This is a genomic window from Oricola indica (assembly GCF_965227485.1).
GTDB classification, from domain to species: Bacteria; Pseudomonadota; Alphaproteobacteria; order Rhizobiales; family Rhizobiaceae; genus Oricola; species Oricola indica.
Genome location: NZ_OZ245747.1, coordinates 1,454,315 through 1,467,072, shown reverse-complemented (window position 1 = coordinate 1,467,072; position 12,758 = coordinate 1,454,315). Strand labels below are relative to the sequence as shown.

Genomic DNA, 12,758 nt, shown 5'->3' with positions numbered 1-12,758 from the left:
TCAGTATTTTAAGGAAACAGGAACCATCGATTTCAAGACGTTCCAGACAATTCGATGATCTCCGTCGTGGTTTCTTCCTGGCGCACCTGGTGAAACTTGCGTTGCAGGTCTTGGGCGATTTCCTTCACGTTTGACCGGGCGCGCGTCATGGCGTTCATGCGCGCGTCGTTCTCCGCCGCGAAACCGAGCATCAGCGCCTCGCAGACCTCGGTGAAGACATACTCCTCGACCAGTTGTTCCAGAAGGCGCGGCGCTGGGATCAGCGTAATCGGGGGAGACGGCCGACGTGGGGCGGTGATGCGCCCGAAGTCAAATGGCATCAGGCGGCGGATCGTCAGCGCCATCTCGGTAGAGGCGGGATCGGCATAGACGATGCTGACACTATGGACCTCGCCGCGCTCCAGCGGGACGAACAATGCATCCACGATCCGACTGGCCAGCGCGGGAACCTCGGCGGCATGGGCGACCATGTTGGCAGACCACACGGGACGGATGCCCCGTTCCGCGAATTCGGAAATGCAACGTTGGCCGATCAGAAGATATTGCCTGTCCTCCGGCTCGTCATTCTGTTCCAGCGCGCCAGTGACAATCCGTTCATTGTGTTGGCCGCTGAAGCCCTGCGCCGCACCTACCACGATGCGCAGATGCGTCTGCTCGCTTTCGCCCCTCTCCTTCGTGCTTGCCATTTCCGGCACCAGCGAAAGAGCCTCGGCCATGGAGCGCGCCACGGTTTCCTCGTGCTCGCGAATGGCCTGCAGGTGACGCCGCGCCTCCTGCGCATGCGCCGCCGCCATGGCCCGCATGGCGACGATAACGCCCTCGATCTGCCCGATATTGCCAATGCGGTCCTTGATGTCCTCGATATGCGGCATCAGTTCGCCAGCTTTCCGGCTGGCCTGCCGGCGCTCGCCGCCGCCTGCCGAACGCATTCGATCAGCGCGGCGCGAATTGCATCGTCCATATCGCCCGGCTTGTCGCGGAATGCTGCCAGGTCCGGCGCGCTGTCGATGATCGCGGGCAATGCATCCTTGACCGCATCGATCGCCTCGAGGGGAACATGATCGAGGGCACCTGCATCGAGCGCCGCCAGAAGAGCGATCTGGTCGACCGGGCGCAGGGGCGAGAACCGGCGTTGTGCCAGCAACGCACCGATGCGCTCGCCATGCGCGATGCGACGCTTCAGCGTATCGTCGCCAAAGCCGCCGAAACGCGAGAACACCCGAAGTTCCAGATACTGCGCATAATCGAGCCGGACCCGCCCGGCGACGCTTTTCAGCGCGTCGAGTTGTGCTTTGCCGCCAACACGGCTGACGGACATGCCGACATCGACCGCCGGACGCTGGTTGGCCGCAAACAGCTGGTTCGACAGCACGATCTGCCCGTCGGAGATCGAGATCAGGTTCGTCGGGATATAGGCCGAGAGGTTTCCGGCCTCGATTTCCGCGATCGGCAGTGCCGTCAGCGATCCGCCGCCCTTTTCGGGCGACAGCTTGGCGGCGCGTTCGAGGAGCCGGGCATGCAGGTAGAAGATGTCGCCCGGGTAGGCTTCGCGTCCGGGCGGCTGCCGCGCCAGCAACGACAACTCGCGGTGGGTCGTCGCATGCTTGGTCAGGTCGTCGAGCACGATGAGCGCATGCTGTCCCCTGTCGCGAAAATACTCGGCGATGGTCATTCCGGCGAAGGGAGCTAGCCATCGAAGGCCGGGTTCGGCTGTCGCCGGGGCCACCACGAATATGCAGCGGTCGGCAGCGCCCTTTTCGCGGATCGCATCGACTGCGCGGCGCACGGCGGACGCCCGCTGACCGATGGCGACGTAGACGCAGACGATATCCGTGTCCTTCTGGTTGATGATCGTGTCGACAGCGATCGCCGTCTTGCCCGTCGCCCGTTCGCCGATGATCAGTTCGCGCTGGCCCCGGCCGATGGCGAACAGCGCATCGATCACCAGAATCCCTGTCTCGACGGGTTCGGACACGAAATCCCGGTCGATGATCGCCGGAGCCGGTCTCTCCACCGGTTCATGTGAGGCGGCTTCGACTGGGTCCCCCTCGTCCAGCACGCGCCCGAGCGGATCGATCATTCGTCCGAGCAGGCCCTCGCCTACCGGGACGCTGGCAAGTTCGTGCAATCGGCGGACCGAGGCTCCCGCTTCAACGCCTTCCACGGAATCGAGCAGGACGGCCTGTATCGAATCGACTTCCAGATTGAGAACGAAGGCACGAGCGCCGTTCTCGAACGCCAGCAATTCGCCGAGCCGGGCCGATCCGAGGCCGGAGACATGCGCGAGCCCGTCGGCGACCTGCGTGACACGGCCGATCGCCTCGGAACGGGTGCCGAGCTCGACGTGGTCGATGGCCTCGAAAAGCCCGTCGAGAGCTGGATCGGAACCCGAATTGTTCGAATCAGCCCTTTTCATTGTCGTTCAACGCCTTTGCCATGCGTTCAAGATCGGCGCCGAGCGAGTTCCTGATCGCGCCGTGGCGGCTTCGCAGTTCGAGGCCCGCGATCAGCGTCTCGTCGGTTTCAACGGGAAGCGGCCCGTCATGAGGCACGCGCTGCCCGATCGCGGCATCGACCGCCGCTCGCTCCTCCTCGCTCAACATCCGCGGCGCGACCAGATGCAACCCGCTATCGTCTTCGAGAATGGCCGCCCGTTCCTCTGCGTCGAGCGCATCGATCGCGTCCGCGAGCCGTTCCGCGTAGCCGGCGACGCGCGCATCGACGGGAAGGTCCGCCAACAACCGTCCGGCCATTGCGACAGCGAGATCGGTCGCGCGCCGCAATTGACGTGCGCGTTCCTCTTCCGTCGCGTGCTCCGCTTCCGATTTCGCCTTGTCGAGAATGGTCGCGGCCTCGCTTCTCGCCTTGTCGATAAGGGCGGCCTTCTGCGCATCGGCATCCGCCCGCGCCTTTTCGATCAGCTCCAGCCGCTCCGCCGCGATGCGGTCGCGTTCCGCTTCCGCCGCCCCTTCAGCTTCCAACGCCGCACGCCGGGCATCCTCTGCCTTTTCGAGAACCCGCGCTGTCTCGGCCTTGCGCTCGGCAATGATGTGCGCCACGGGCCTGAACAGGAAGCGCGCGAGCAGCCACCCCAACACCGCGATGTTGACGAGCTGAATGGCGAAGGTCCACCAGTCGAATTGCATCGGCCCGCGAAATCCTAAACCGTATAGGGATTGGCGAAGAGCAGGAGCAGCGCGATGACGAGACAGTAGATCGCCATCGTTTCAATCATCGCCAGTCCGACAAAAAGGGTCCGCGACAATGTTCCGGCCGCTTCGGGCTGGCGCGCGATGGCGTCCATCGCGGCAGCAACGGCGCGCCCCTCGGCCAGCGCCGGACCGATCGCGCCGAAGGCGACCGCCAGTGCGGCCGCCGCTATGGAGACGATCTTGATAATATCCATCAATCGGTTTCCTTTCCGGTTTCCGCCGCGCCGTCGCGGCGGGTGCCTTCGCCAACGGCGGCGGCAATGAAGACGGTCGCAAGGACCGCGAAAATGTAGGCCTGCACGGCGCCGGTCAAAAGATCGAGCGCCATCAGCGGGATCGGCACGAGCAGACCGGCAAGCGAGAGAACGATGCTGATGACAAAGACCCCGCTCATCACGTTTCCAAACAGGCGAACCATCAGCGAGAAGGTACGCGTGATCTGCTCGACGAGATTGAGCGGGATCATCACCCATGACGGTTCGGCGAAGGTCTTGAGATAGCCGAGCGGTCCGTTCGAACGGATGCCGTGATAGATCGTCGCGACGAAGACCGCCGCCGCGAGAGCCGCATCGGTTTCCAGATGCGCCGTGGGCGGTTCGACATTCGGTACAATCGAAGACCAGTTCGCAGCAAGGATGAACAGGAACAAAGTCCCGACCAGCGTGCGGTACGGCGCGGGATCTCGCTGCAGCGTCGATTCGATCTGCGCGTCGATGGTTGTGACCACGACTTCAAGAACGGTCTGCGCCGAGCCGGCGTCGCTGGAAAGGCGCCGTGTCATCAGCCAGGCGCCGACCGCAAGAAACGCCATGACACCCCAGGTCGTCACGACGGCGTAAGTCACCGGAACGGGTCCGACAGAGAAAGCAGTCTGGAGAAGCAGCGGCGATTCATTCATGTTTCCGCCTCCGCCTGTGCCAGCACCCGTCGCCGCGCCAGCAGCACACCGGCGGCGCCGGGCAGAAGCACTTGCGCGCCCCACAAAGCGAGCAGGAACAACAGCCCGCCGAGCAGGGCGAGACGGCCGAGCTGCAGGAAGACCGCCGATATTTCACCTGCCGCAAGCCGCCGCGCCACGGCCTTGAGCGTTCGGAAATGGACCAGCCCCGCCGCATAGCCGATTGCGAGCCCAACGAAAGCGGACACGATCCATGCCGGAGACAGGAAAGCGAGATCGTGCGGCGCGAGGAAGCTCATTGCTCGTGCATCCAGCGGAAGACGAGCCAGAGACCGAGCACCGCGCCGACCATCGTCAGGGCAGCGGAGAAGGTCACGCCCGTTCCGAAAAGCCGATCGAGCCAGCTTCCGACAAGCAGTGCCCCGAGAACCGGAATGACGACCATCCAGCCGAGAATCCCGATCTGCCCGAACCGCCGCGCGAGCGACGGCTCCGGATCGGAGGTTTTCAACACCTCGCGTTCGGCGGCCTTGCGCGCCGCTTCGCCAAGATGGTTGGTGCCCTGCATCTCGTCGCTCATTGGAAAATCTCCTCCAAAGCACTGTCGACCGAAACGCCGTGATCATGAGAAAACTGGCGCATGATCTGGCGAATGGCGCGGGCGTGCAGTCTCGCCTGGCTGACGCGTTCGCTGCTGGCCGCCTGCGCTTCCGCCTCCCGCATGCGTTGCACCCGCGCCTCCAGCGAAGGCAAGTCCGTTCCAAGCACACCCTCGCGGCACGCGATCCGTATCGCGCGGCCTTCTTCCACGGTCATCAGACCGCCATGCAGCGCGCAGAACCGCCACTCGCCCTTTCCGACCCGCCATCGCGCCACGCAGGACCGCAGCACGGCAAGCAGGTCCGCATGGCCCGGCAGGATGCCGAAAGCGCCGCTGTCGTCGCTGGCGCGAAACGAGGTGACGCCGTCGATCCGAGCCACGACGTCCAGGGGCGTCGTGATGGTCAGGGTCAGCGAACGCTCCGTCATGCCGCCGCCTTTCCGCCACCGGACTTGCCCCGAAGCGCCTTTTCCTTTTCGCGCGCCTCGTCGAGCGTGCCGATCATGTAGAGGGAGCTTTCGTCCCATTCGTCGCATTCGCCGTCGAGAATGGCCCGGCAGCCGGACACCGTGTCGTCCACGGTCACGCTCCGGCCCTCAGCGCCGGTGAACGCGGCGGCGGTGAAAAAGGGCTGGGTCAGGAAGCGCTGCAACCGGCGCGCGCGGCCAACGGCACGGCGCTCCTCCGCGCCGAGTTCCTCGACGCCCAGCAGCGCGATCACGTCACGCAATTCGCGGTAATGCTCGATGACCTCGCGCACCTGGCCGGCGACATCCGCATGCGCTTTCCCGACGACGAGCGGGTCGAGCAGGACGGAGGTCGTCGCGATGGGATCGATCGCGGGGTAGATACCCTCCGCCGCCAATTGCCGTGAAAGAACGACCATCGAATCGACATGGTTGGCGATCGTGCCGACTGCCGGATCGGTGAAATCGTCGGCCGGCACGTAAACGGCCTCGATGGCCGTCACCGACGCGTTTCCGATGGACGCGATCCGCTCCTGCAGGTCGGCAACCTCGGTTTCGAGCGTCGGCTGGTAGCCGACCCGAGACGGCCTGCGCCCAAGCAGTCCCGAGACCTCCGAACCCGCCTGGATGAAGCGGAACACATTGTCCATCAGGAGCAGGACGTTGCGCGCCTTCTCATCGCGAAAATGCTCGGCGATGGTCATCGCCGTCAGCGGCACGCGCCACCGTGCGCCCGGCGGTTCGTTCATCTGCCCGTAGACGAGCACGGTCTGGTCGAGCACACCCGACGCCTTCATCTCGTGCAGCATCTCGTGACCTTCGCGGCAGCGTTCGCCGACGCCCGCAAAAACCGAAATGCCGTCATAGCCGGAAACCATCGCATGAATGAGTTCCATGACGAGCACGGTCTTGCCGACCCCGGCACCACCGAACATCGCCGCCTTGCCGCCATGCGCCAGCGGTGCGAGCAGATCGATCACCTTGATGCCGGTGGCGAAGATATCGGTCGCGGCGCTCTGCCGCGAAATCGGCGGCGCCGCCCGGTGGATCGGCCTGCGCGCCGTATCGGGCGCGAACTCCGCGCCATTGTCGGCCGGCTCGCCGAGAATATTGAGCAGCCGCCCGAGCACGCCGTCGCCGACCGGCACGGTGATCGGTTGACCGGTCGATTCCGTGCGCGCACCGCGCCACAAACCTTGGGTCGGCTGCATGGCAATCGCGCGGATGGTCTTCTCGTCGAGATGGGATTGCGTTTCGGCGAGGATGGTTTCCTCCCCGGCCTGCACGGCGACAGCTTCATGGATCTCCGGCAACACGCCGTCGATCATGATGTCGAGAACCGGCCCCCGCACTGCGATCACGCGGCCCGTGCGGTTCTTTCCGTCGGTTGGTGCCGTGAGCCCTGTCTCCAGGTCAGGCAATTCCTGTCTCCCGTTTCATGGCGTCCTTCGTCCGCACTCCTAGCGCATGATATTGCGAAATCGGTGCGCCGACCACATTGACCCCTGTCATGCCGGTCAATCGAGGGTCCGGCGGAACCGGAGCAGCGCAATGCCGGCAAAGGCGAAGACGAACAGGAGCAGCGCGCCGAAATGATTGGCCACCGTATCGAACGTCGCGCCCTTGAGCATGATCGCGCGCACCATCCGCAGAAAATGCGTTAGCGGCAGCAATTCGCCGATCAGTTGCGCCCAACCCGGCATGCCGCGAAATGGAAAGATGAAGCCGGACAGCAGGATCGACGGCAGAAAGAAGAAGAAGGCGAGCTGCATCGCCTGCATTTGCGTGCGCGCCATCGTCGAAATCAGGTAACCGAGCAGCACCAGCGCGAGAACGAAGATCAGAACGCCGGCAAGCAACAGGCCGAGGCCGCCGACGAAGGGCACCGAGAAAAGAAGTTTCGCCGCGACCAGAATGACGCCCACCTGCACAGCTCCCACGATAAGATAGGGGAGGATCTTGCCGAGCATGATCTCCAGCGGCGTCGCCGGCAAGGACAGCAGGTTTTCCATCGTGCCGCGTTCCAGTTCACGCGTCAGCGCCATCGAGGTCATCATCACCATGGTCATCTGCAGGATGACACCGAGAAGGCCGGGGACGACATTGTACTGGGTGATGCCCTCCGGGTTGTAGCGCTTGTGGACGATCACCTCCAATTGACCCTGCATGGCCTCGGCGGCCTCCGCCGCCGCCGGCTGCTCGCGGAGCAAGGCCTGCGCGGCGACAGTGCCCAATGTCGAAATTGCGCCGGAGGCAACCGACGGATCGGTCGCATCCGCCTCGATCAGAATGCGCGGATGATCGTTCCTTTGCACCCGGCGGGCGAAATCCGACGGGATGGTCACCACGAAGGAGACATCGCCCTTCTCGAACAGGCGTTCGGCCTCTTCCGCGCTCTCGACGATGTGATTGAAATGATAATAGCCGGTCATCTCCAGCGCGGTGACCATGGCGCGGGTATAGTGATCCTGGCTTGTCGTCACCAAAGCGGTCGGCAGATGTTTCGGGTCATTGTTGATGGCGTAACCGAAGAGCACCAGCAGCAGCAGCGGAATGCCGAGCATCATCCCGAAGGTGATGCGGTCGCGCCGCATCTGGATCGATTCCTTGTCGAGCAGCGCATAGAGCCTGTGAAACGAGAAGCCGGCGATCACGCAGCCGTCTCCCGCGGTTCCGCCATCAACTGGATGAACACATCCTCCAGGCTGGTAACGCCGGGTCGCACGGTGAAGCCGTCTGTCGCCAGCTTCCCGATTGTCTCGCCCAGCAGATCGGCATCGCGCCCGACCACATGCAGCGTCGTTCCGAACGGCGCTACCTGGTCGACGCCCGGCGCACCTGTTAGTTGCGCCATGACATCGGCAAGGTCGGGACCCTCGATGACATAGGTTGTCAGAGCCGCTTCCGATACGACCTCGTCCACGGTCCCGCTGGCGAGCAGGGTGCCGTGCGAGATATAATGGATGCGGTGGCAGCGCTCCGCTTCGTCCATGTAGTGGGTTGACACCAGCACGGTCATGCCGCCGGCGGCGCGCTCGTGAATCTCGTCCCAGAACTCGCGCCGGGCCTTCGGATCGACACCGGCGGTCGGCTCGTCGAGAAGCAGCAGTTTCGGCTTGTGCATGACGCAGGCCGCGAGCGCGAGGCGCTGCTTCCAGCCGCCGGACAACTGACCGGCGAGCTGACGCCGCCGCGCCGTCAGGCCCAGATCCTCCAGCGTGTCGCGGACGTGATCGCGTACGGGATGCAGATCGTAGAGCCGTGCGACGAAGTTCAGGTTTTCCTCGATCGACAGGTCCTCGTAGAACGAGAATCGCTGCGTCATGTAACCGACCTGACTGCGAATGCGCCGGCTGTCCTTGCGCACATCGAGCCCAAGCACGGTGCCCTCGCCTTCATCCGGCGTCAGGAGCCCGCACATCATGCGGATGGTCGTCGTCTTGCCGGACCCGTTCGGCCCGAGAAAGCCGGAAATCTCGCCCTCTGCCACCTTGATAGATACGTGATCGACGACGGCGCGCCCGGAATAGCGCTTGACCATCCCGCGAACGTCGATGACATGATCCACTATTCCGTCTCCGAGATGACCGCGTCGACGATCTGGCCGGGCTTGAGCGGCCGCGCCGCCTCGTCCGGCTTCGCCTCGACGAGATAGACGAGCTTTTGCCGGTTCTCCAACGAGTAGATGACCGGAGGCGTGAATTCCGGCTCGTCCGAAATGTAGTTGATCGTCGCCGTCATGCCCGGCTCGCAGCCGTCGCAGCGTACATCGAGCGCCATGCCGAGCGAGATCGAGGACAGCGCCGTTTCGGGCACGTAGAGGCGCAACTTGGTCGCGCCGTCGGGAAGGATGGAGAGGATCGGCGCCTGCGGACCGGCCGTTTCGCCGGCATGGCGAACGACGTCGAAGACATGCCCGGTAACCGGCGATTCGATCGTGCGCTTGGCAAGCCGCCAATCCGCATTGGCGAGCACCGCTTCCGCCTGTTCGACCCCGGCCTTCGCCGCCGCGATCGTATCGGCACGCGCCGGAAGTTGCGCGACCTCCAGATTGGCTTCGAGTTCGGCGACCTGCGCCTCAGCGAGTTCGAGGCTGGTCGCGGCCGTGTCGTAATTCGCCTGCGAGGTGATGCCCCGTTCCAGAAGATCCCGCTGCCGGTCGACAACTCGCCGTGCCTCCGATGCCTGCGCGCGAGCCGAATTGAGCGCGGCCCTGATTGCCTCGATTTCCTTGGGACGTTTGCCGACTGTCAGATCAGCGAGCTGGCTTTTTGCCTGTGCGAGCGAGGCGTTGGCCTGTGCGACGGCGATTTCCGCGTCACGGCTTTCGAGCCTGACGAGGATCTGTCCGGACTCCACACGATCGCCGCGGCCGACCTCGATCCCCTCGATCTGTGCGGCCTCGATCGGCGCGATCAGCGCGTAATCGCCCTCGACATAGCCGACGACGCCGGCGGGTTCCGCACATGCCCCGCTCAATCCGGCGATGATCGGCAGCGCGCAAATGAACTGCATCATAACTCGTCTCCTCAAAGACAGAGACAAGGCTAAGCGTCGTTCAGGCCACGCGCAATCCGCGATCCGGCGAACCGGCCCGGAAATTTCGGATGATCAGAATGCCGTGCCGGGCTTGGCGCCAAGCTTGCGGAAAATCAACGCCGCCGGGCAGAAGCCGGTGAAAGCCGACTGGATCTGATTCACGCCGATGAACACGGTGAACCAGAGGAAATAGGGCGAGACAAACCAGGTCAGCAGTACCGAAAGCAGTGTCATCGCGCCCGCAAAGGCAAGTACCATCTTGTCGAGAGACATTCGTAATATTCCGTTTCAAAGGGTTGGTGCGCCCGCCGTCCGAAAACGGCGGGCACGGATATCGTGATCGTCAGGCGTCTTCGATATCGAACCTGACTTCCTTCAGTTTCTGGATGCCCAGCGCCTGCATCGCGAGCTTCTCGTAAGCGGGCTCTGACTTGCCGGAGCGGATCTTGTGCAGGAAGTATTTTTCGAAACCGACCTTCGCCAGATGCACCCACTTGCCCGACGAGGACCAGTTGACGTTGCGCGGCGGGATCTGCGGCTGGGCGACAAAGGCGATGCCGGAATCTCCGAAATCGGCGAGGCACACGGCGTTCCATGTGCCCTGCGCGTCCGGTTTCTCGCCACGCACGATCTTGCCGATATTGTGCGCCGTCGCCGTCACCATGGATTCGATCATGAAGCCGGTCTTCGGTACGCCGACCGGGACCGGCGTTTTGCCCATCGGCGGGATAGCGACACAGACACCGACCGAGAAGATCTCCGGATATTTCGGGTTCTGCTGGTGATCATCGACGATGATGAAGCCACGCGGGTTGGTCAGGCCCTCAATGTCGCGCACTGCGGCGACACCGCGGAACGCCGGCAGCATCATCGAGAAGACGAAAGGCAACTCATGCGTCGCCTTGACGGAACCGTCCTCGGCGATCTCCGAGACATGCATCATGCCTTCATCGGCCTTGTCGACCTTGGCATTGGTGATCCACTTGATGTGGTGGTTGCGCAATTCGCTTTCGAGCAGCCCCTTTGTGTCGCCGACACCGTCCAGACCGAGATGGCCGACATAAGGTTCCGACGTGACGAAGGTCATCGGCACCTTGTCCCGGATCTTCGCGTCACGAAGGGCCTTGTCCAGAATGAAGGCGAATTCGTAGGCCGGGCCGAAACAGGAAGCGCCCTGCACCGCGCCGATGATGACCGGTCCCGGATTGGCAAGCAGCTTGTCGAAAGCAGCCTTCGCCTGAATGGCATGATCGACATGGCAGACCGACTGCGTGTTGGCCTCCGGCCCCAGTCCCTCGATTTCGTCGAACGCGAGTTCCGGACCGGTCGAGATGACGAGATAGTCATACTCGACCGATGTGCCGTCATTGAGCTCGATGCGTTTCTCGTCCGCATGCAGCCGCTTGGCGCCCTGCGAATACAAGTCGATGTCACGCCGCTGCATCACCGGTCGCAGATCGACCTCGATCGCGTCCTTTTCACGCCAGCCGACAGCCACCCACGGATTCGACGGTACGAACGAATAGTGCGTTCCGTTCGTGACAACGGACACCTTGTGTTCTTTCGAGAGTTCTTCGCGAACCTCGTAAGCCATGATGGTACCGCCCAGACCGGCACCCAATACGACGACATGCGCCATGATAATTCCTCCACTCCAGCTTTCTGACATATTACATAATTGGCATATATAACTTGCCAAGCATCATTCCCACATTGATCAGCATCAAATGCGGAATCCGTCATTCGCGTCCCGTTTTTGCGGCTTGTCGCCCGTCCGGTTGCGACAAGATTTCGCAGCCGTTCTCGCGGTCGACGGACGCATCGAACAGAAGTGTCGGAGAACGCAGGCAGGGTATTGGTTTTCCGGGCATTTCCGGCTTAGAGTGCGTCGGGTGCAACGTCACAAACGTTGGGTATTGCAATTCCGTACCGGGTTTCCTTGAATTCCGGCATTCATTCCCAGGGAGTATCTTATGTTGAACAAAGGCAGACTAATGGGCGGCGTCGCAGTGGCGACGGCGCTGCTTTTCGGGTCGATCTCGTCGGCGGCGGCTTTCACCGCCTGCCAGGTAACCGACACCGGCGGCATCGATGACGCGGGCTTCAACCAGACCGCTTGGAAAGGCGTTCAGGACGCGATGGAAGCCAAGGGCATCGAAGGCCGTTTCCTGGAGAGCCAGGCCGAAACGGACTACGAGGCGAACCTGAACTCGCTTCTGGGCGGCGCCTGTGATGTCATCATCACCGTCGGCTTCCTGATGGGCGACGCCACCAAGGCGGCGGCCGAAGCCAATCCGGACCAGAAATTCTCGATCGTCGACTTCGCCTACGATCCGACGATCCCGAATGTCGTCGGCCAGGTCTTCGCGACCGAGCAGGCCGCCTTCCTCGCCGGCTATCTCGCCGCCGGCATGTCGGAGACGGGCGTGATCGGCACGTTTGGCGGTATCAACATCCCGCCGGTGACCGTCTTCATGGACGGCTTCGTGCATGGCGCCGAATACTACAATGAAAAGAAGGGCACCGACGTCACGGTTCTCGGTTGGGATCCGGAAGACAAGGATGGCCTGTTCACCAACAACTTCGAGAGCCTGGACGACGGCCGTACCTTTGCCCAGAACCTCTATGACGAAGGCGCCGACATCGTCATGCCGGTCGCCGGCCCGGTCGGTCTCGGCTCTGCCGCTCTCGCCGACGAACTCGGCACCGACAAGCTGAAGATCGTCGGCGTCGACGCCGACCAGTACATGACCGACACCGAGAAGCAGAACGTCTATCTCACCTCGGTCCTCAAGCGCATGGACGCCACCGTTCAGGCGGTGATCGACTCCGTCATGGACGACACGTTCGAGGGCGGCGTTACCGTCGGCACGCTCGAGAATGACGGCGTCGGCCTCGCGCCGTTCCACGATTTCGAGGACGCCGTTCCGGCTGAACTGAAATCCGAAATCGAAGAGATCAAGGCCGGCATCATCGACGGTTCGATCTCGATCGGCGGCTAACGCCCTGCTATCCGGCCCGCCGCCCTTCGCGGCGGCGGG

The 12,758-nt window shown here is 63.2% G+C and carries 15 protein-coding genes; 1 reads left to right on the top strand and 14 read right to left on the bottom strand.

The genetic code is table 11. The features are described from left to right. Nucleotides 1-32 precede the first annotated feature (32 nt). The 14 genes from ACQK2M_RS07440 to ACQK2M_RS07375 form a co-directional block, all read right to left on the bottom strand. The gene (locus ACQK2M_RS07440) at nucleotides 33-872 is read right to left on the bottom strand and encodes a F0F1 ATP synthase subunit gamma (protein WP_425417264.1); all 840 of its coding nucleotides are present in this window, start codon (nucleotides 870-872) and stop codon (nucleotides 33-35) included. Beyond that, on the bottom strand, nucleotides 872-2,416 hold the full coding sequence (locus tag ACQK2M_RS07435) for a F0F1 ATP synthase subunit alpha (protein ID WP_425417263.1): 1,545 nt from the start codon (nucleotides 2,414-2,416) through the stop codon (nucleotides 872-874). Before ACQK2M_RS07435 ends, ACQK2M_RS07440 begins: the two co-directional genes overlap by 1 nt. Next, nucleotides 2,403-3,146: a F0F1 ATP synthase subunit B gene (locus ACQK2M_RS07430; RefSeq protein ID WP_425417262.1), complete on the bottom strand. Its 744-nt coding sequence runs from the start codon at nucleotides 3,144-3,146 to the stop codon at nucleotides 2,403-2,405. Before ACQK2M_RS07430 ends, ACQK2M_RS07435 begins: the two co-directional genes overlap by 14 nt. Nucleotides 3,147-3,160: 14 nt before the next feature. Further along, on the bottom strand, nucleotides 3,161-3,406 hold the full coding sequence (locus ACQK2M_RS07425; RefSeq protein WP_425417261.1) for a F0F1 ATP synthase subunit C: 246 nt from the start codon (nucleotides 3,404-3,406) through the stop codon (nucleotides 3,161-3,163). Then, nucleotides 3,406-4,110, bottom strand: a complete 705-nt coding sequence (locus tag ACQK2M_RS07420) for a F0F1 ATP synthase subunit A (protein WP_425417260.1) — start codon at nucleotides 4,108-4,110, stop codon at nucleotides 3,406-3,408. The genes ACQK2M_RS07425 and ACQK2M_RS07420 overlap by 1 nt, the downstream gene beginning before the upstream one ends. Beyond that, the gene (locus ACQK2M_RS07415) at nucleotides 4,107-4,409 is read right to left on the bottom strand and encodes an ATP synthase subunit I (protein ID WP_425417259.1); all 303 of its coding nucleotides are present in this window, start codon (nucleotides 4,407-4,409) and stop codon (nucleotides 4,107-4,109) included. Before ACQK2M_RS07415 ends, ACQK2M_RS07420 begins: the two co-directional genes overlap by 4 nt. Beyond that, nucleotides 4,406-4,690: an AtpZ/AtpI family protein gene (locus ACQK2M_RS07410; RefSeq protein ID WP_223475953.1), complete on the bottom strand. Its 285-nt coding sequence runs from the start codon at nucleotides 4,688-4,690 to the stop codon at nucleotides 4,406-4,408. Before ACQK2M_RS07410 ends, ACQK2M_RS07415 begins: the two co-directional genes overlap by 4 nt. Continuing rightward, nucleotides 4,687-5,139: a F0F1 ATP synthase subunit epsilon gene (locus ACQK2M_RS07405; protein WP_425417258.1), complete on the bottom strand. Its 453-nt coding sequence runs from the start codon at nucleotides 5,137-5,139 to the stop codon at nucleotides 4,687-4,689. Before ACQK2M_RS07405 ends, ACQK2M_RS07410 begins: the two co-directional genes overlap by 4 nt. Next, on the bottom strand, nucleotides 5,136-6,590 hold the full coding sequence (atpD, locus tag ACQK2M_RS07400; protein ID WP_425419999.1) for a F0F1 ATP synthase subunit beta: 1,455 nt from the start codon (nucleotides 6,588-6,590) through the stop codon (nucleotides 5,136-5,138). The genes ACQK2M_RS07405 and atpD overlap by 4 nt, the downstream gene beginning before the upstream one ends. Before the next feature lie 105 nt (nucleotides 6,591-6,695). After that, complete coding sequence (locus ACQK2M_RS07395) at nucleotides 6,696-7,832, bottom strand: ABC transporter permease (RefSeq protein ID WP_425417257.1); 1,137 nt, start codon at nucleotides 7,830-7,832, stop codon at nucleotides 6,696-6,698. Beyond that, a complete protein-coding gene (locus ACQK2M_RS07390) occupies nucleotides 7,829-8,746 on the bottom strand; it encodes an ABC transporter ATP-binding protein (protein ID WP_223475956.1) in 918 nt (305 codons plus the stop codon). The genes ACQK2M_RS07395 and ACQK2M_RS07390 overlap by 4 nt, the downstream gene beginning before the upstream one ends. Beyond that, a complete protein-coding gene (locus tag ACQK2M_RS07385; RefSeq protein WP_425419998.1) occupies nucleotides 8,746-9,693 on the bottom strand; it encodes an HlyD family secretion protein in 948 nt (315 codons plus the stop codon). Before ACQK2M_RS07385 ends, ACQK2M_RS07390 begins: the two co-directional genes overlap by 1 nt. 96 nt (nucleotides 9,694-9,789) lie before the next feature. Next, nucleotides 9,790-9,990, bottom strand: a complete 201-nt coding sequence (locus ACQK2M_RS07380; RefSeq protein ID WP_425417256.1) for a YgaP family membrane protein — start codon at nucleotides 9,988-9,990, stop codon at nucleotides 9,790-9,792. 70 nt (nucleotides 9,991-10,060) lie between these two features. Beyond that, nucleotides 10,061-11,356 carry an NAD(P)/FAD-dependent oxidoreductase gene (locus ACQK2M_RS07375; RefSeq protein ID WP_425417255.1) on the bottom strand — a complete coding sequence of 432 codons (1,296 nt, stop codon included), beginning with the start codon at nucleotides 11,354-11,356 and terminating at the stop codon, nucleotides 10,061-10,063. Between the two features lie 334 nt (nucleotides 11,357-11,690). Between ACQK2M_RS07375 and ACQK2M_RS07370 the strand changes: the two genes are divergently transcribed. Continuing rightward, nucleotides 11,691-12,719 carry a BMP family lipoprotein gene (locus ACQK2M_RS07370; RefSeq protein WP_223475959.1) on the top strand — a complete coding sequence of 343 codons (1,029 nt, stop codon included), beginning with the start codon at nucleotides 11,691-11,693 and terminating at the stop codon, nucleotides 12,717-12,719. Nucleotides 12,720-12,758 lie beyond the last annotated feature (39 nt).

Bases quoted from the DNA above. Each gene is read 5' to 3' on its own strand.
- ACQK2M_RS07440 (WP_425417264.1), bottom strand. From the start codon at position 872: ATGCCGCATATCGAGGACATCAAGGACCGCATTGGCAATATCGGGCAG.
- ACQK2M_RS07405 (WP_425417258.1), bottom strand. From the start codon at position 5,139: ATGACGGAGCGTTCGCTGACCCTGACCATCACGACGCCCCTGGACGTC.
- ACQK2M_RS07380 (WP_425417256.1), bottom strand. From the start codon at position 9,990: ATGTCTCTCGACAAGATGGTACTTGCCTTTGCGGGCGCGATGACACTG.
- ACQK2M_RS07425 (WP_425417261.1), bottom strand. From the start codon at position 3,406: ATGGATATTATCAAGATCGTCTCCATAGCGGCGGCCGCACTGGCGGTC.
- ACQK2M_RS07430 (WP_425417262.1), bottom strand. From the start codon at position 3,146: ATGCAATTCGACTGGTGGACCTTCGCCATTCAGCTCGTCAACATCGCG.
- ACQK2M_RS07435 (WP_425417263.1), bottom strand. From the start codon at position 2,416: ATGAAAAGGGCTGATTCGAACAATTCGGGTTCCGATCCAGCTCTCGAC.
- ACQK2M_RS07410 (WP_223475953.1), bottom strand. From the start codon at position 4,690: ATGAGCGACGAGATGCAGGGCACCAACCATCTTGGCGAAGCGGCGCGC.
- ACQK2M_RS07375 (WP_425417255.1), bottom strand. From the start codon at position 11,356: ATGGCGCATGTCGTCGTATTGGGTGCCGGTCTGGGCGGTACCATCATG.
- ACQK2M_RS07370 (WP_223475959.1), top strand. From the start codon at position 11,691: ATGTTGAACAAAGGCAGACTAATGGGCGGCGTCGCAGTGGCGACGGCG.
- ACQK2M_RS07385 (WP_425419998.1), bottom strand. From the start codon at position 9,693: ATGCAGTTCATTTGCGCGCTGCCGATCATCGCCGGATTGAGCGGGGCA.
- ACQK2M_RS07420 (WP_425417260.1), bottom strand. From the start codon at position 4,110: ATGAATGAATCGCCGCTGCTTCTCCAGACTGCTTTCTCTGTCGGACCC.
- ACQK2M_RS07415 (WP_425417259.1), bottom strand. From the start codon at position 4,409: ATGAGCTTCCTCGCGCCGCACGATCTCGCTTTCCTGTCTCCGGCATGG.